We start from the raw sequence: 17,160 nt of genomic DNA, 5'->3' as shown, positions 1-17,160 counted from the left end.
AACAAAGGCTAGGCGGTGATGTTCCAGCCTTCAAGCTCTCGTGCGAGCAGCGTGCGAAGCATTTCGATGCCGACGGCGCCTTCATTGAGGCAGGGCAGATAGGCGAAATGCGTGCCGCCGGCTTTTTCGAAGCCGTCGCGACCGCGGATCGCCAGCTCTTCCAGCGTCTCGAGGCAATCGGCGGAGAACCCCGGTGCGAGGATCGCAACCTTCTTCACGCCCTGGCCCGGCAGCGCCTCGAGCGTGATGTCAGTTGCCGGCGTGAGCCACTTCGCACGCCCGAAGCGTGACTGGAATGCGATCACCAGATCGCGACCGAGCGCTTCGCCGAGCAGGCGCGCGGTCTTCTGGCAGTGGCAATGATAGGGGTCGCCGAGTTCCAGCGTACGCTCGGGCATGCCGTGAAAACTGGCGACGATCACCTCAGGCTCGAAATCGAGACGCGCGAGCGACGCCTCGACCGACTGCTTCAGCGCATCGATATAGGCGGGGTCGTCATGATAGGGTGGCAGGGTTCGGATCGCCGGCTGCCAGCGCATCGTCGCCAGTGCGGCAAAAGCCTTGTCGTTGGCGGTCGCGGTCGTCGCGGCGCAATATTGTGGATAGAGCGGCGCGATCAGGATGCGGTCGCACCCGGCCTGTTTCAGCGCCGTGAGCCGCGCAGGGATCGATGGATTGCCGTAGCGCATTGCCCAGTCGACCACCACGTCCGGCCCGAACACCCCCTGCAACGCCGCGCTTTGCAATCGGGTGATCGCGGCGAGCGGCGACCCGTCCTCGCGCCACACCAGGCCATAGGCATGCGCCGATTTTTTCGGCCGTGTGTTGAGAATGATGCCGCGCAGGATCGGTTGCCACGCGATCGGCGGAATCTCCACCACGCGTCGGTCCGACAGGAATTCCGCCAGATAGCGTTTGACCGATTTCGCATCCGGCCCATCCGGCGTGCCGAGATTTGTCAGCAGCACGCCGATCTTCCGCGCGGCGACTGGGGGATGATCGACGGGGAGGATCATGCGTCTCCAGGCCTGAGCGGCAAGGTGCGCATGCGGAATCCGGTCGCGGCCTGCAGCGCATTGGCGATCGCCGGCGCGACCGGCGGCACGGCGAGCTCGCTGACGCCGCCCGGGTCGGCCTCGCTGCGGATCATCTCGATCGTGATGTCGGGCGTGTCCGCAAGCCGCGGCAGCGCCAGATCGCCAAAGCCGCGCGCATCGGCGAGATTCTCGGTGAATTCGGTCGCGCCACCGAGCGCCGCCGCCATGCCGAAGATCAGCCCGCCTTCGATCGCCTGCAGCACGACATCGGGATTGACCTGGCGCCCGCAATCGACCGCCGCAACCAGCCGGTCGACCACGGGCCGCTGATCGTCGCCGATATGCGCCTCTGCCAGCACCGCGATATAGGAGCCGCGGAATGCGTGGCAGGCGATCCCCTGTCCGCTGCCCGGCACGCCGCCCTCCCAACCCCCGAGCGCCGCGGCGGTCGACAGGCAGCGCGCGAGCCGCGCATCTCCGCCGAGCATGCCGATGCGGTACGACAGGGGCTCAGTCCCGGCGACATGCGCCAGCTCATCGAGAAAGCATTCGGTGAAGAACGCGGTATAGCTGTGTGCGCCCGAGCGCCAATGCCCGGTCGGCACGCCGATCTCGGCCGGGTGATGGTCGATCGCATAGGCCGGCAGGCGGTAGAATGGCCTGGCCCCCGCCACCGCATAGGCGTCGCCGCCGCCACTCGTCGCGAGCAGTGCGCGGGCGGTGGTGTCGCCCGACAGCAGCCGACCGGCGATCTCGTGACCGGTCGAGGGCGCGGCGATCTTCGCCAGCCAGCCGAGAATCTGGCCGTTGGGGCCAAGCCGGGCGCTCATCCGCGCCGCTGCGGGCGGGCGATAGCGATCGTGCAGCAGGTCCTCGCTGCGCGACCAGACCAGTTGCACCGGTCGTTTGATCCGTTCGGCGAGCAATGCCGCCTGTTCAGCGACCTGATGTTCGAGATTGGCGCCGAACGAGCCGCCGATCAGCATCGGATGAACAACGACGTCATTCTCGGAAATGCCGAGAACCGCCGCCGCCGCGCCGCGCGCCAGGCCCGGCGCCTGGGTCGGCAGCCACAGCTCGAGCCGGCCGTCATGATAATGTGCGGTCGCAGTCATCGTCTCGATCGCGGCATGGACCGCGAGCCCGGCGCGATATTGCGCGGTCACGACATTGGCACCCTTGAACACCGGTCCGAGATCGCCGAGCGCCGCCATACGCGTGCCGGGACCATCGAGCGCAGCGTTGAGCGCGGTGTCGATCGTCGCGCTGCTGATGATCGCCCCCCTGGTTTCGAAACGCGGGCTGAGTGCGTCAAGCGCCTTGTTCGCCGCCCACCAGTTGTTGGCGATCGCCGCGACCCAGCCATCATTGGTCACGACCGAGAGCACGCCGCGGATCCTGTCGGCGGCTGCCCGGTCGACGCGAATCAGCTTCGAATCACCGATCGGCCCCTGTCGGATCGCCGCGAACACCATGTCCGGCAAGCGGATATCGCCGGCGAAATTGGCCGAGCCGTCGACCTTGGCAGGTACGTCGAGCCGGGGCAGCGACTGGCCGTAGAGCCGATTGGTGTCGCCGCCGCGCAGGGGAATCGGACTGGGTATCTTCTGGTGCGCCGCTTCGGCGACGAGTTCGGCAAAGCGCAATTTCTTGGTGCCGTGCACGACGAAGCCGGCTGCGGTGCCGGTCGATTGCCAGTCTACGCCCCAGCGTTTGGCGGCCGCCTTGGACAGCATGATCCGCGCCGCCGCACCCGCCGCGCGCAGCTCACCCTCGAACGCCCGGACTGAACTCGATCCGCCGGTCAGCACCAGCGCACTGCGCTGCGCATGGGTGGCGCGAAGCGGCGCGGGCAAGGCGCCAAAGGCACCGCCGAACAATTCGCTTGCGGCGAGCGCATTGGCATAGAGCGGGTTGAGCGGCGCCGGCTGCACGCTGACCGTGCGCCAGTCCGCGCCGAGTTCGTCGGCGACGATCTGCGGCAGGGTGGTATAGACGCCCTGGCCGTGTTCGGCCTGCGGCACCGCGACGGTGACATGGCCGTCGACCCCGATCTTCAGCCAGGCGCCGAACACCGTCTCGCCCTTGGCCGGGGTCAAATTGGGCGCATAGCTGCGCGGCCAGACCGCCCAGGCGACAATCAGCCCGACACCCGCCCCGCCGCCGATCAGCAGCGTGCGTCGATCGATCTTTGCCGGAGTGTCGCCCTGCGCCATCGGCCTGCTCTATCTCCGCCGGTGGAAGGTGGGAAGGGAGGACAGCGATGGCTGGACCGTCAGCGCCTCAGGCCGTTCTCGCCGCCATCACAATCCGATACCGCTTCACTCACGCAACCGCACTGGATGATCCCCGCCATCGGCCGCGATCTGCGCCGGCGTGAAGGGCAGCCGGTGCCATCCCTTGCGCGAATAAAGCCTGGTCTGGTCGGCGTACCAGGGTGATGCCGGGTCGGTCGATTGCGAATAGGTCAGCACCGCATCGGCGATCGGGCCGGCCGCGTCGAAACCGACGATCTGGATATAGCTCGACCCGTGCTTGGGCTTCACACCACCCGGCGCCGGCTCGTTGATGATCACATTGAGCACGCCGAGCAGCCCGTCGGCGCCGTGGATCGGGATACGCTCCGTCCCGCGCGGCGCATATTGGACGTCGCCCCAGCGCGCATCCAGCGCGATCCCGTCCTTGCCCAGCTTCGCCGCCGCATCGGCCAACGCCGCGATCAGCTTCGCCCCGCTCGCGCCGCTGGTGACCAGATCGCGCGGCGTGTGCACCGGATCGACCGGGTCGAACTTCACCGCCCAGAGACCGGGCTGCGCCTGCACCGCCAGCCAGAAGGTCGAGAACAGGTGGGCACCGCGGCTGTCGAGGTCGAATTTGCGCTCCCACCCCTTCAGTGCGGCGCAGGCCGCGGCGACCTCGGCCTTGCCGGCGCACAGGGCAAGCAGCGGGTCCATCACCAGTTCGGCCGCCAGGCTGTGATTGGCAAGGATCAGCGCCTTGCCTGCCTCGCGGTCGATCTTGCGGCCCGGCGCGCCGTTCAGCCAGCGCTCGATCTCTATCAGGCCCGATCGCGTGCGCAGCGTCCGTTCGGTCTGTGCCGGGCCAAGGATCGGCGACAGCGTCGCATAGGGCGTGTGCGGATTGCTCAGCCAGTAGCTGTCGTTGCTGTTGGCGAGATAATCGCGCCGTAACCACACTGCCTGCTGGCCCGCCGGCAACAGTCCGGCAACCGGCGTGCCGGGCGTCTTGTCCCAATCGCACGCACTGCGCGATCCGTCGAGCAGCACGACGCGAGACGCGACCAGCGCAGACAAGGGTGTCGCGCAGTCCTTTGCCTTGGCGATCGATACATTCGGCACTGCCGTCACATCGGCATGCATCGCATCACCCTTGCGATCGACGACCAGGGTATTGACCCAGGGAATGCCGAGCGTGCGCTCGATCGCGGAGCGCACCTCGCCGACGCTGTGCGCCCGCCCGATCGCCATCCAGGTGCCGAGCGCGCGCTGGTTGCCATGATTGGCCTCGCGAAAGGCGAATGCTCGCTTCGCCGACCAGCTCAGGCCCAGCGCCGGCATCGCGACCAGCGCGCCGAACCGCGTGGTGTAGAGTGTGCGTTCGACCGGCGCGGTGCCGTCGGGCATCGCGACGCTGATCGTCCGCCGACCCATCTTCTCGCTCTTTCCATCGACCAGATAGGCAGTCGGATCGGCCGGGTCGATCTTGAGCTCGAACAAGGTGAAGTGCTGCGCCGCGGTGACGGTATGGGTCCAGGCGATGTCGCGATTGAACCCCAGGGTCGGCAAGGGCGATCCGGCGAGCCCGCTGCCCATCGCGTCGTAAATACCCGGGATGGTGACGTGCATCTGCCAGAAACGGCCCGGCCCATTCCATGGGAAATGCGGATTGCCGACCAGCAACCCGCGCCCGTCGCTGGTCACATCGCCGCCGAACACCCAGCCATTGCTGCCCCAGTCATTGCGCCCGACATCCGTCAGGCCGAACGGCCCGGGACTGGTAGTCATCGCGGCTGCCTGCGCCGCACCTGGCGGCTGCGCAGCGACGATCGCCGCCGCGAACGCGACCGAAGTCAGCTGCATCAGCGTGTCGTTCACGCGCAGCGCGTCGTCCATCGTCATCGGCCGCACCCACGGCTTGCCGCGACACGCCACCGGCACCCGGGCCGGGCCCAGGTCGCGTAGCCACCGGTTATAGCCGGCGATATAGCCGGTCAGCAGTTGCACCGCCCCCGGTTCCTGATGGGACAGGCCGCGCCGCAGCGCCGGCAGGTCGATCACTGACCGGAAAAAGAGATCGGACGAAAGATTGTCGATCCGGCCGGACCCCAGATCAGCGCTTTCCTTCGGCCCAAAATAGCGCGATCGCTCGCCCGCGGTGGTGACGAGCTGTTCCGCGAGCAGGCACAGATTGTCCTGCGCATAGGCGTAGCCGACACCATAACCGGCCCCGCGCCAGTCGCGCGCGCTGACGTGCGGAATGCCATATGTCGTGCGCACGACCGTCGCTGCGAACCGTGGCGCGCGCGCCTCCGCCGCATGGCCATGGGCAAGGCCCAGCACAGTTGCCGCAAGCATCCATTTCCGCATCGAACAGCCCCTCTTTTTATGGGGCCGACACTGTCGCAGATCGAAGGTTCGCGCAAGATATTTACATCGATGTCAGTTGCAAACTGTTAGTGATGACCATGTGTCCCGCAACCTCGATCAGGTCGCCTCTGCCTCTGCCTTTGCCAGCGCGCGATAGGTCTCGCGCAAACTCACCTTGTCGATCTTCTCCGTTCCCAGTCGCGGCAACGGCTCAGCCGAGGTCCAGATGCGCTGCGGCACTTTGAACGCGGCAATATGCGCGAACAGGAAGGCGCAGAGCTCTTCCGGGGTCAGTTCCTCGCCATCGCGATATTTGACCACCGCGCCCGGCACTTCGCCGAAACGTTCATCGGGCAAGCCGAACACCGCGGCTTCGGCGACGGCGGGATGTTCGTAAATCGCCGCCTCGACCTCCTGGCACGAGATATTCTCGCCACCGCGGATGATAATGTCCTTCTTGCGATCGACGATGAACAGATAACCCTCGTCGTCGAGATACCCGATATCGCCGGTCAGGAAATAACCGTCGCTGGTGTATGCCTCGCGCGTCGCTTCGGGCCGGTTGTAATATTCGCGGAAGTTGCAGATCGAGCGGATCCCGACTTCGCCGCGCCCGCCCGCCGCGACCGGCTTGCCGTTCCCGTCGAGGATCGCGAGATCGACCAGCGGCAGCGATGCTCTCCCGGTCGAATTGGGCTTGGCGATATAGTTGCTTCGCCAATTGCCGCAGCCGACCCCATTGGTTTCGGTCAGACCATAGCCGAGCAGCGGCGCACCCTCGCCCTTGGGGCCGCCCATTTCGTCCTTGATCCGCCGGACGTGATCGACCGGGCGCGGCGCACCGCCGGCGGCGAAGTCCGAGACGGTCGAGAGATTGTATCGCGAGCGGTTGGGATGAGTGAGAATCTCGAAGCTCATCAGCGGCACGCCGACAAAATAGGTCACGCCTTCGGCCTCGATCAGCCGCATCGCCTCCTCGGCATCCCATTTCGGCATCAGCACCAGCTTTCGCCCCATCGCGAAGCTTTGCAGGAACACCGGCACCTCCGCCGTCACATGGAACAGCGGCACGTTGAGCAGTGTCGCATGCTGAGCGGGCGGCGACACGCCGTCCTCGGTCGAGATGCCGAGCATGACCAACGCCTGGGTCAGATAATTGAAGATCCCCTGGACCACCGCGCGGTGATCGCTGATCGCGCCCTTGGACTGGCCGGTCGAACCGGAGGTGAACAGGATCGTCGCATCATCGGTGGCGGCGAGCATCGGCAGGGTTTCCGCCTGGCCGAGGCCGGTTACCGGCGCCAGCGCGGACGCCAGCGGTTGCAGGTCATCGATCGTGACGAGTTTCGCGGCCAGCCCGGCAACCTCGGCCAGGCGTTTGGCACGCGGCGGATCGGCGAAGACCAGGCTGCATTCGACATCGCGCAACGCCTCGTCGAGCTCGGCCGATTGCCACCAGCCGTTGAGCAGGGTGGCGATCCCCCCGGCCATGACGATGCCCATATAAAGCGCGATCCAGCTCGGCGAATTGCGCATCGCGATGCCGATTCGATCGCCCTTCTTCACACCAAGCTCGCCCGCCAGCGCACCGGCGACCTGTCGGGCCGTGGCAAATACCTCGGCAAAGGTCAGCCGTTCCAAGCCGGCGACGAGGAAGGTCTTGTCGGCATGTTCATTGCAGTAATGTGCGAAATAATAGGACAAAGCCGGCGGCGCGGCGGCGATCACCGGCACCTCGACACCGAACCGGTCGAGCGCCGCTCGGGTCAATGGCAGGGGCCCGCCCTCTCCGCTCAGCCTGGCCAGGCCCTCATCCATTCGCCGGTCAAGCTCGGTGCGCATGCTCTCTCCTATTGGTTCTATCGCCCAGGCTCTTTATGGAGACTGGAAAGCCCGGGGAAAAGCCTTGATCCTGACTGCCGCCACCGCCGCCCAGACACACATGACGTTCAGCAGTCTCGGGCTCGATCCCGTGGCGCTCAACCTGGGCTTCTTCCAGATCAAATGGTATTCGATCGCCTATATCACCGGCATCCTGGTCGGCTGGTGGTATCTGCTCAAGCTGATCGCACAGCCGGGCGCGCCGATGGCGCGGCGCCATGCCGATGATCTCGTTTTCTATGCGACGCTCGGCGTCATCCTGGGCGGACGGCTCGGCTATGTGATCTTCTATGCGTCGGACATGTTCCTCGATCCGATCCGCATCCTGAAGCTATGGGATGGCGGCATGTCCTTCCATGGCGGTGTCATCGGCACCAGCCTCGCGCTGATCCTGTTCGCGCGCAAGAACGGGCTGAACTGGCTGCGCGTCCATGACTATGTCGCGTGCGTCGTGCCGTTCGGGCTGTTCTTCGGCCGGCTGGCGAATTTCGTGAACGGCGAACTGTGGGGCAAGCCGAGCAACGTCGCCTGGGCGATCATCTTCGAGCGCGGCGGCGGCCCGCTGGCGCGCCATCCGAGCCAGCTCTACGAGGCGGCGCTCGAAGGCATTTTGCTGTTCATCGTCTTGTGGTTCGCCTTCTGGAAGACCAAGGCGCGCTACGATCCGGGCAAGCTCGTCGGCATCTTCGTCGCCGGCTATGGCATTGCGCGCTTCTGCGTCGAATTCTACCGCGAGCCCGACGACCAGCTGCGTGATTTCGCTGCCTCGACCGGCCTCCATATGGGCCAATGGCTGTGCGTGCCGATGATCCTGGGCGGCATCTATCTGATCGCGACATCGGCGAAACGACGCGAGCGTGTCGAGCCGATCGCGGGGGGCGAGAGCGTCGCCTGAACCAGTCCGCTATCTCTTCTTGCGTTCGTTTCGAGCGAAGTCGAGAAACAGCCACCGGCACCTGCCCTAATGTGTCTCGACTTCGCTCGACACGAACGGAAGGGGGTTTTCCGATGATTGAAGATGCCCCCCTTCCCGACCGGCTCGCCCGGGCCATCACGCTGGCGGGGCCGATTCCGCTCGCACATTTCATGGGCGCGGCGAACGCGCATTATTATGCGACGCGCGATCCGCTGGGCGCAGCGGGCGACTTCACCACTGCGCCCGAAATCAGCCAGATGTTCGGCGAGCTGGTCGGCCTGTGGTGCGCCGATCTGTGGGACCGCGCCAGCCGGCCGGATATTGCCTGGATCGAACTCGGCCCGGGGCGCGGCACGCTCGCCGCCGACGCATTGCGCGCAATGGCGACCGTCGGCCTGACGCCGCCGGTGCATTTCGTCGAAACCAGCCCGATCCTGCGCAAGGCGCAGGCAGAGCGGGTGCCACAGGCGATCTGGCACGACAGCGTCTCGACCCTGCCGGGTGACCGGCCGCTGGTCGTCATCGCCAATGAATTCTTCGATGCGCTGCCGATCCATCAGCTGGTCCGCACAACCGGCGGCTGGCACGAGCGGCTCATTGCCTGCCAAGACCTGCTGTTCCTGCCGATCGCCGGCAAGCAGGTGCCCGATTCGATCCTGCCCGCGGAGTTGCGTGAGGCGCCGCCGGGGTCGATCATCGAAACTTCCCCCGCCAGCGTTGCGATCATGCGCGACCTGGCGCAGCGCATCGTCGCGCAGGGCGGTGCCGCATTGGTCATCGACTATGGCTATGAAGGCCCGGCAGTCGGCGACACGCTGCAGGCAATGCGCGCGCACGGCTTCGTCAATCCGTTCGACAATCCCGGCGAGCATGATCTGACCGCGCATGTCGACATGGCGACGCTCGCCGCCGCCGCGCAGACCGAAGGCGCTGCCCGGTTCGGCCCGGTCGATCAGGGCGCCTTGCTCTCCGCACTGGGCATCGCCGCGCGCGCCGCAGCTTTGAGCGCGGCTGCCCCCGATCGCGTGGCGGGCATTACCGCCGATCGCGACCGGCTGATCGGGTCCGACGCGATGGGCACATTGTTCAAGGCGCTCGCCGTCACCGCGCCGGCCTGGCCGGCACCGGCGGGCTTCGCATAATCGAGGCGATCGGTAGCGGGATCGGCCGCAACGGCATATGGCGGACATCATGACCGATCTCGCTCCCCCACCCGCCATCACCTATCGCGACGCGCGCACCATCGACGGCCCGGCCCTGTCGGCCATGGCGCGGCGCAGCTTCACGGAGACGTTCGGCACGCTCTATCGCCAGTCCGATCTTGCCGCCTTTCTCGACGAGGCGTTCGGCGCCAACGGCCTGCCCTCGCAGCTGTCCGATCCCGATTTCGCGGTCCGGCTCGCGCTCGAAGGGGACAAGATCATCGGCTTCGTCAAAATGGGTCCCGTGACCTTCCCGGGCGAATGGCGGCCCGATGCGATCGAGCTGTACCAATTCTATATTCTGGGCCCGTGGCAGGGCCAGGGCGTTGCCCAAACGCTGATGGACTGGGCGCTGGAGCATTCGCGCGCGCATGGTGCGAAGGAGATTATCCTCAGCGTCTATGTCGACAATCACCGCGCACACCGATTCTATGAACGCTACGGCTTTCGCGATATCGGCCGCTACGCGTTTCGCGTCGGCGAAACGGTGGATGACGATAATCTCATGAGGCTGGTGCTGTGAACGATCTCGAATACCGTATCCCGACCCAGGCGGACGCGGCAGCATTATCGGCGATGGCGCGCACCAGCTTCGCTGCCACCTTTGCGGCCAAGATCGCCCCGCCCGAGATGAGCGTCTATCTCGATATGGCCTATGGTCCGTCCGGGCATATGCAGCGCGACCTGGGCGACCCTGCAATCCTGTGGCGCGCGGCGTTTCAGAACAGCGTGCCGGTCGGCTACGTCAAGGTGATGCCGATGAGCTTGCCCTATGACGCCGCCGTGCCCGGGGCATTGGAGGTGCGCCAGCTCTATGTCGATGAAGGCGTAAAGGGCGCCGGCGTGGCCGCCACGCTGATGGCCTGGGCGATCGACACGGCGCGCGCGCATGACGCGGGCGAACTCTATCTTGCGGTGTTCGACGACAATGTGCGCGCGGTGCGTTTCTACGCCCGGCACGGCTTCGCCAAGGTCGGGCGGTTCGACTTCGTCACCGGCGGCCAGGTGCATGACGACGGGATCTGGCGGCTGGCGCTGTGAGCGACGTCGAATTGACCCGCAGCCGCACGCTGGGCAGCGTAGCCCACGGCTTTCTCGGCCGGCGCGGTGGCGTCTCGACCGGCGTTCATGCCGGACTGAATGTCGGTATCGGGTCGGAGGATGACCCCGCCGCCGTCGCCGAGAACCGTGTGCGTGCCGCCGATGCTGTCCTGCCCGGCGCGACACTGGTCACACCGTTCCAGATCCATTCCGCCGACGTGATCGCCGTGACCGCGCCGTTTGCCGAACGCCCGCGCGGCGACGCGCTGGTCACCGACCGGCCAGGCCTGCTGCTCGGCATCCTGACCGCCGATTGCGCGCCGGTGCTGTTCGTCGATCCGCAGGCCGGGGTGATCGGCGCGGCGCATGCCGGTTGGAAAGGTGCGATCGGCGGGGTCACCGACGCGACGATTGCCGCGATGGAAGCGCTGGGGGCCCGGCGCGACCGGATCGCGGCGGCGATCGGACCGTGCATCGCGCGCGCCAGCTATGAGGTCGATGACGGCTTCATGCAGCGCTTCGCAACCGACGACCCGGCCAATGAACGCTTCTTCGCGCCCGGCAAGCCGGGCCATCATCAGTTCGATCTCGAAGCCTATGTCACGGCCCGCCTCGCCACCGCCGGCCTGACCCGGATCGAGGCGCTGGGCCTCGACACCTATGCCGATGAGGGCCGCTTCTTCAGCTTCCGCCGCGCGACGCATCGCGGTGAGCCGGGTTACGGGCGGCAGATCTCGCTGATCGGTTTGCAATCGCCGAGCTGAGCTCGGGGAGTTCAGCGCGTCCTGATCTCTTGCGGGTCTGTCAGTTGCGACAGGATCAGGCCGTTGCCGTCCGGATCAGTCAGCATGATATAGCGGCCCCAGGGCTCCTCCGCGACTGCGGGCAACTCCAGGCCAAGCGCGGTCAGTCGCGCATGTTCGGCATCCACATCGTCGATCCCGAGCATCAGCCCCTGCTGGCCGCCGGGTCTCAGCTGCTCGAACCAGGTGACCAGCGCGATCGTCGCGCCGCCGTCTTTCGGCTGCAGCTGGATCCAGCGCATGTCCGGTCCCATCGGCGCGTCGCGCAAAAGCGCGAGGCCCAAGGTGTCGACATAAAAGGCACGCGCGCGATCGAGATCGGTGACGGGTATGGAGACGATCGCAACAGGCATCGATTTTCTCCTTTGGGGTTCTCACCTATGACGGCCGGGACGGTATCAAATGCGACTATCCGGCGTTAGGATGGGCCAACACTCCTTCCCGCAGGACATAGAGCATGCCGAACAAGAACGAAACCGAAGCCGATCTGACCGGCGTCCCGCCACGCGGCAAGCCCAAGGCCAGCGTCGAGAAGATCGGCGACCGCAAGCTGAAGCCGTCGACCATGATGATGGGCCATGGCTATGACCCGACGCTGTCGGAAGGGTCGTTGAAGCCACCGATCTTCCTCACCTCGACCTTCGTCTTTCCCAATGCGGCGGCGGGCAAGCGCCATTTCGAAGGCGTCACCGGCAAGCGCCCGGGCGGGTCGGAAGGACTGGTCTATTCGCGCTTCAACGGACCGAATCAGGAGATCCTGGAGGACCGGCTCGGCATCTGGGAAGAAGCCGAGGACGCACTCGCTTTCTCCTCCGGCATGTCGGCGATCGCCACCCTGTTCCTGTCGATGGTCAAGCCGGGCGACACGATCGTCCATTCCGGCCCGCTCTATGCCGCGACCGAAACGCTGATCGCGCGCATCCTCGGCCGCTTCGGGGTGCATTGGCTCGACTTCCCGGCCGGCGCGACGCGCGAGGAGATCGATGCGGTGCTGCAAAAGGCATCGAGCGGCAACGTCGCGCTGATCTATCTCGAAAGCCCGGCCAACCCGACCAATGCGCTGGTCGATATCCAGGCGGTAGCGGCAAGCCGCGACGCGATCTTCAAGGGCGCCAAGCCGCCGATCGCGATCGACAATACGTTCCTCGGCCCATTATGGCTCAAGCCGCTGCAGCACGGCGCCGATATCGTGGTCTATTCGCTGACCAAATATGCCGGCGGGCATAGCGATCTCGTCGCCGGCGGCGTGCTCGGGTCGAAGGAGCATATCAACACCATCCGGCTGATGCGCAACACGATCGGCACGATCTGCGACCCCAATACCGCCTGGATGCTGATGCGCAGCCTGGAGACGCTCGAACTGCGCATGAGCCGCGCGGGCGAGAATGCGATCAAGGTGTGCGAATATCTGCGCACCCACCCCAAGGTCGAGCGCGTCGGTTATCTCGGCTTCCTCGAAAGCACGCCCGGCATGGAGCGCCAGGCCGATATCTATCGCCGCCACTGCACCGGCGCGGGGTCGACCTTCTCGCTGATCGTCAAGGGCGGGGAAAAAGAAGCGTTCGCGTTTCTCGATGCGCTCAAGATCGCCAAGCTCGCGGTCAGCCTGGGCGGGACCGAGACGCTCGCCAGCCACCCTGCGGCGATGACCCATCTGTCGGTGCCCGATGCGCGCAAACAGGCACTCGGTATCACCGACAATCTGGTGCGGATCTCGATCGGCGTCGAGGATGCGGACGATCTGATCGCCGATTTCGAACAGGCGCTGGAGGCGATCTAAGCGACGCAGACGATCCATAAAACCCGTTCGCCCTGAGCCTGTCGAAGGGTCGTTCTTGTTCCTGACTTCGGACAAGAAGAACGGTGCTTCGACAAGCTCAGCACGAACGGGCGGGAGGGTCGCGCCGATATAACCTGCGGTCCGTCAGGATTTCATGGGCAAGGCACGCGCATCGCCGCTTGCCCTGCCCAGCGCGCCGCGCGATCATGGTGCATGACCGATCTCGACCGCTTCATCGCTGGCCTGCCCAAGGCTGAGCTCCATCTTCATATCGAGGGCAGCCTCGAGCCTGAGCTGATGTTCGCATTGGCCGAGCGCAATCAGGTCACGATCCCGTTCGCGAGCGTCGATGAGGTTCGCGCCGCCTACAGCTTCTCGCGGCTGCAGGACTTTCTCGATATCTATTATCAGGGTGCGGAAGTATTGCGCACCGAGCGCGACTTCCACGACCTTGCCACGGCTTATTTCGATCGCGCGGCAGCCGATGGCGTGGTCCATGCCGAGATCATGTTCGACCCGCAGACCCACACCGCGCGCGGCATTTCGTTCGACACGGTGATCGCCGGCCTGTTGTCGGGCATGGCCGAAGCCGAGGCCAGGCATGGCCTGACCGCCAAGCTGATTCTATGCTTCCTGCGCCATCTCGACGAGGAGGACGCCTTTGCGACGCTGAAGGCAGCCGAACCCTGGCTCGACCGGATCGCAGCGGTCGGGCTCGATTCGGGCGAACTCGGCAATCCCCCCGAGAAGTTCGCCCGCGTGTTCGCTGCCGCCCGGGCGCAGGGGCTGAGACTGGTCGCCCATGCCGGCGAAGAGGGCCCGCCGGACTATGTCCGCCAGGCGCTCGACCTGCTCGGCATCGACCGGCTCGATCATGGCAATCGCAGCCTGGAGGATCCGGTGCTCACCGCGCGACTGGCGCGGATGGGCATGACCCTGACCGTCTGCCCATTGTCCAATCTGAAGCTGTGCGTGGTCGAGAGCATGGAGGCGCATCCGATCGACCGCATGCTTCGCGCTGGATTGCGGGCAACGGTCAATTCCGACGATCCGGCCTATTTCGGCGGTTATATCGCGGATAATTACCGCGCCGCCGCCGCCGGGCGCGGGCTCGATCGCGACGATCTGGTCGCTTTGGCGCGGAACTCCTTCCTCGGGTCGTTCCTCAACGATGACGAGGTCGCCGGGCATCTTGCGGCACTGGATGCCTATGTCGAGGGGGACGCGGCGTGACGATCTACACGCATATTCCGCAGGCGCAGTTCGTTGCCGATATCCGCGCGCTGGCGGGCCGGCTCGATAGCGATGCGAGCTGGAACCCGACCTTCATCATCGGCATCGGCCGGGGCGGGCTCGTGCCCGCAGTGTTCCTGAGTCACGCCACCGGCCTGCCGATGCTGTCGGTCGATTTTTCATCGCAAGTCGAGGATTTCTCCGACGCGCCGCTGGTCCGCCTCGCGGCGCGCACACGCGAGGGCGAGCGGCTGCTGTTCCTCGACGATATCAACGACACCGGCCGCACCATCGCCAATCTGCGTCGCGCACTGGCCGAGGCGGGCGCAGTGCCGGGCAGCATTCGATTTGCCACGCTGATGGACAATATCCGTTCCGACCAGCGCGTCGAATATCATGCGCGCGAGATCGACCGGTCAGTGACCAAGGACTGGTTCATCTTTCCCTGGGAAGCGGTCGCGCCCGATGTGGCGATCGCACTCGATGCGGCGATGGTGCCGGAGCGCACCGCTTAGATCGGATGCGCGCCGATGGTGAGCGCGTCGACAAGCGGTCGGAGCGCATCGATCAGCGGGTCCAGCACAGCCGGAGCTCCATCCGGCCAGACCGCCTCCAGCTCCGCTATTTCCATGCCGACCATCTCGAAACCGGCCAGCACGTCGCAGACCGACCCAAGGTCTGCCAATGTGAGGCCACCGGGAACCTGATACTCGGTCGGAACGATGCCGGGTTCCAGCACGTCGCAATCGATGTGCAGATAGACAGGCCTGCCGGCCACCGCCGTGCGGAGGCGATCCGCCAGATCGGGACCGCATTCCACCAGCTCGATCCGGCCGGCATCGATCAGCTCGCGCTCGCTGCGATCGAGATCGCGGCTGCCGACCAGAATGACCTGATCGAGGGTCAGGCCGGCGCCAAGGCCGGTCGGCCACATGCCGGCCGCGCCGCTCAAAACCATCCCGCCAAGGTAACCCGTGCTGGTGCGGTCGGGTATGTTGCAGTCGCCATGCGCATCGAACCAGACAATGGCAGCGCCGGGATGCCTTTTCGAAATGACCGGCAACGTGGCCAGTCCAGCGGCACAGCGAGGGAGGAGGGTCAGCGCGCGACGCCCCTCGGACAGGGCCCGATCGAGCTCACGCGCGAGAAGCCGCAAGCCCGGCATTGCGGCGGGCAATTCGATCGTCCAATCCGCGGCAAGGGGCTTGCCAGCCGTTCCGACTACCTGAACCGGCAAGCCGGTCTCGCGGGAAAGGCGCGTCGCGAGCATATCCACCCCGGCGGCGGCCCGGTCGTTCCGATCGCCGGCGCGGCCCACATAGGCAATAAGAGCCGAAGCAGGCGGCCCGCGCCTCACCCGTCCCCGACGCGCTCGATATCGGCACCGACCGCCTGGAGCTTCTCCTCGAGCCGCTCATAGCCGCGATCGAGATGATAGACGCGCTGCACCTGAGTCTCACCGCTGGCGACGAGGCCGGCGAGGATCAGGCTCATCGAGGCGCGCAGGTCGGTTGCCATCACCGGCGCGCCGACCAAAGGCGTGACGCCACGCACCACGGCGGTGCGGCCGCGTACCTGGATGTCGGCGCCCATCCGCGCCAGTTCGGGCACGTGCATATAACGGTTCTCGAAGATCGTCTCGGTCAGCACGCTGGCGCCGTCCGCCTGAGTCAGCATCGCCATGAACTGCGCCTGCATATCGGTCGCAAAGCCCGGGAACGGCGCGGTCGACAGGGTCAGCGGCCCAAGGCCATTCGATGCCTCGACATAGAGATTGCTGCCGCGTTCCTCGATCGTCACGCCGGCCTCGACCAGTGCGGCAACGGTAGCGCGCAGATCATGGATGCCGACGCCGACCAGTTCAAGCGCACCGCCGGTGATCGCCGCGGCACAGGCATAGCTGCCCGCCTCGATCCGGTCGGGCATCACGCGATAGGTCGCGCCGTGCAGCCGGTCGCGCCCTTCAATCTCCAGCGTCTCGGTGCCGATGCCGGAAATGCTCGCGCCCATCGCCACGAGCAGATTGCACAGATCGACGATTTCCGGCTCGCGCGCGGCATTTTCGATGATCGAGCCGCCCCTGGCAGTGACCGCCGCCATGATGACATTCTCGGTCGCGCCGACCGACACGATCGGGAAAGTATATTTGCCGCCCGACAGCCGCCCGCCCGGCGCGGTCGCCTTGACGTAGCCGGCCGCCATTTCGAGAGTGGCGCCGATCGCCTCGAGCGATTTGAGGTGAAGGTCGATCGGACGGTTGCCGATCGCGCAGCCGCCGGGCAGCGATACGGTCGCCTCTCCGGCGCGGCCGATCAGCGGGCCAAGCACCAGGATCGACGCGCGCATTTTCCGCACAATGTCGTACGGCGCCTCGGTCGAGGTGAGCTTGCCGGCGCGGATCGTCATCACCCGGCCGAAATCTTCCGGCCGCGATCCTTCGATCTGGGTCGAGGCGCCAAGCTGGTTGAGCAGATGCCCGAAGCTGTCGACATCGGCGAGTCGCGGCAGATTGCGCAGGGTGACCGGTTCATCGGTCAGCAGCGCGCACGGCATCAGCGTAAGCGCCGCGTTCTTCGCACCGGAGATGGGCAATTTGCCCGAAAGGCGATTGCCGCCGCGGATAAGAATTCGATCCATTGCCGAGCTTCTATCGCGTGCAC

15 protein-coding genes are annotated in these 17,160 nt (G+C 65.9%); 8 read left to right on the top strand and 7 right to left on the bottom strand.

Annotation, left to right across the window (positions count from 1 at the left end; genetic code table 11):
• Positions 1-8: 8 nt before the first annotated feature.
• The 4 genes from hemH to H3Z74_RS22590 form a co-directional block, all read right to left on the bottom strand.
• A complete protein-coding gene (gene hemH / locus H3Z74_RS22605) occupies positions 9-1,016 on the bottom strand; it encodes a ferrochelatase (RefSeq protein WP_187761723.1) in 1,008 nt (335 codons plus the stop codon).
• The gene (locus H3Z74_RS22600) at positions 1,013-3,253 is read right to left on the bottom strand and encodes a xanthine dehydrogenase family protein molybdopterin-binding subunit (protein ID WP_187761722.1); all 2,241 of its coding nucleotides are present in this window, start codon (positions 3,251-3,253) and stop codon (positions 1,013-1,015) included. Before H3Z74_RS22600 ends, hemH begins: the two co-directional genes overlap by 4 nt.
• A 105-nt stretch (positions 3,254-3,358) precedes the next feature.
• Positions 3,359-5,644: a penicillin acylase family protein gene (locus tag H3Z74_RS22595; RefSeq protein ID WP_187761721.1), complete on the bottom strand. Its 2,286-nt coding sequence runs from the start codon at positions 5,642-5,644 to the stop codon at positions 3,359-3,361.
• Between the two features lie 117 nt (positions 5,645-5,761).
• Entirely contained in the window at positions 5,762-7,486 is a 1,725-nt protein-coding gene (locus H3Z74_RS22590; RefSeq protein ID WP_187761720.1) for a class I adenylate-forming enzyme family protein, read from the bottom strand.
• A gap of 100 nt (positions 7,487-7,586) precedes the next feature.
• Between H3Z74_RS22590 and lgt the strand changes: the two genes are divergently transcribed.
• The 5 genes from lgt (at position 7,587) to pgeF (ending at position 11,448) form a co-directional block, all read left to right on the top strand.
• On the top strand, positions 7,587-8,420 hold the full coding sequence (lgt, locus tag H3Z74_RS22585; RefSeq protein ID WP_229726743.1) for a prolipoprotein diacylglyceryl transferase: 834 nt from the start codon (positions 7,587-7,589) through the stop codon (positions 8,418-8,420).
• A 113-nt stretch (positions 8,421-8,533) separates the two neighbouring features.
• On the top strand, positions 8,534-9,583 hold the full coding sequence (locus H3Z74_RS22580; protein WP_229726742.1) for a class I SAM-dependent methyltransferase: 1,050 nt from the start codon (positions 8,534-8,536) through the stop codon (positions 9,581-9,583).
• A 49-nt stretch (positions 9,584-9,632) separates the two neighbouring features.
• Positions 9,633-10,166, top strand: a complete 534-nt coding sequence (locus tag H3Z74_RS22575; protein ID WP_187761718.1) for a GNAT family N-acetyltransferase — start codon at positions 9,633-9,635, stop codon at positions 10,164-10,166.
• Entirely contained in the window at positions 10,163-10,684 is a 522-nt protein-coding gene (locus H3Z74_RS22570; RefSeq protein WP_229726741.1) for a GNAT family N-acetyltransferase, read from the top strand. Before H3Z74_RS22575 ends, H3Z74_RS22570 begins: the two co-directional genes overlap by 4 nt.
• Positions 10,681-11,448 carry a peptidoglycan editing factor PgeF gene (pgeF, locus tag H3Z74_RS22565; RefSeq protein WP_187761717.1) on the top strand — a complete coding sequence of 256 codons (768 nt, stop codon included), beginning with the start codon at positions 10,681-10,683 and terminating at the stop codon, positions 11,446-11,448. Before H3Z74_RS22570 ends, pgeF begins: the two co-directional genes overlap by 4 nt.
• Before the next feature lie 11 nt (positions 11,449-11,459).
• On the opposite strand, the gene H3Z74_RS22560 is transcribed toward pgeF, so the two are convergent.
• Positions 11,460-11,840 (bottom strand): VOC family protein, encoded by a 381-nt coding sequence (locus H3Z74_RS22560; RefSeq protein ID WP_187761716.1) that lies wholly within the window; start codon positions 11,838-11,840, stop codon positions 11,460-11,462.
• Between the two features lie 104 nt (positions 11,841-11,944).
• Here H3Z74_RS22560 and H3Z74_RS22555 point away from each other — a divergent pair, with 104 nt between their 5' ends.
• From H3Z74_RS22555 to H3Z74_RS22545, 3 genes are all read left to right on the top strand, one after another.
• On the top strand, positions 11,945-13,267 hold the full coding sequence (locus tag H3Z74_RS22555) for a cystathionine gamma-synthase family protein (protein ID WP_187761715.1): 1,323 nt from the start codon (positions 11,945-11,947) through the stop codon (positions 13,265-13,267).
• Positions 13,268-13,480: 213 nt separating this feature from the next.
• Positions 13,481-14,500, top strand: a complete 1,020-nt coding sequence (locus H3Z74_RS22550) for an adenosine deaminase (RefSeq protein WP_187761714.1) — start codon at positions 13,481-13,483, stop codon at positions 14,498-14,500.
• Positions 14,497-15,015, top strand: coding sequence for a phosphoribosyltransferase (locus tag H3Z74_RS22545; RefSeq protein ID WP_187761713.1), 519 nt, complete (start codon positions 14,497-14,499; stop codon positions 15,013-15,015). The genes H3Z74_RS22550 and H3Z74_RS22545 overlap by 4 nt, the downstream gene beginning before the upstream one ends.
• Here H3Z74_RS22545 and H3Z74_RS22540 read toward each other — a convergent pair.
• Together H3Z74_RS22540 and murA are read right to left on the bottom strand one after the other, a co-directional pair.
• Entirely contained in the window at positions 15,012-15,770 is a 759-nt protein-coding gene (locus H3Z74_RS22540; protein WP_187761712.1) for an arginase family protein, read from the bottom strand. The two genes, H3Z74_RS22545 and H3Z74_RS22540, sit on opposite strands and share 4 nt — an antisense overlap.
• 83 nt (positions 15,771-15,853) lie before the next feature.
• Positions 15,854-17,137 (bottom strand): UDP-N-acetylglucosamine 1-carboxyvinyltransferase, encoded by a 1,284-nt coding sequence (gene murA / locus H3Z74_RS22535; protein ID WP_187761711.1) that lies wholly within the window; start codon positions 17,135-17,137, stop codon positions 15,854-15,856.
• Positions 17,138-17,160: the final 23 nt, after the last annotated feature.

Source organism: Sphingomonas alpina, assembly GCF_014490665.1.
Classification (GTDB): Bacteria; Pseudomonadota; Alphaproteobacteria; order Sphingomonadales; family Sphingomonadaceae; genus Sphingomonas; species Sphingomonas alpina.
This window is presented reverse-complemented; position numbering and strand designations above follow the sequence as displayed.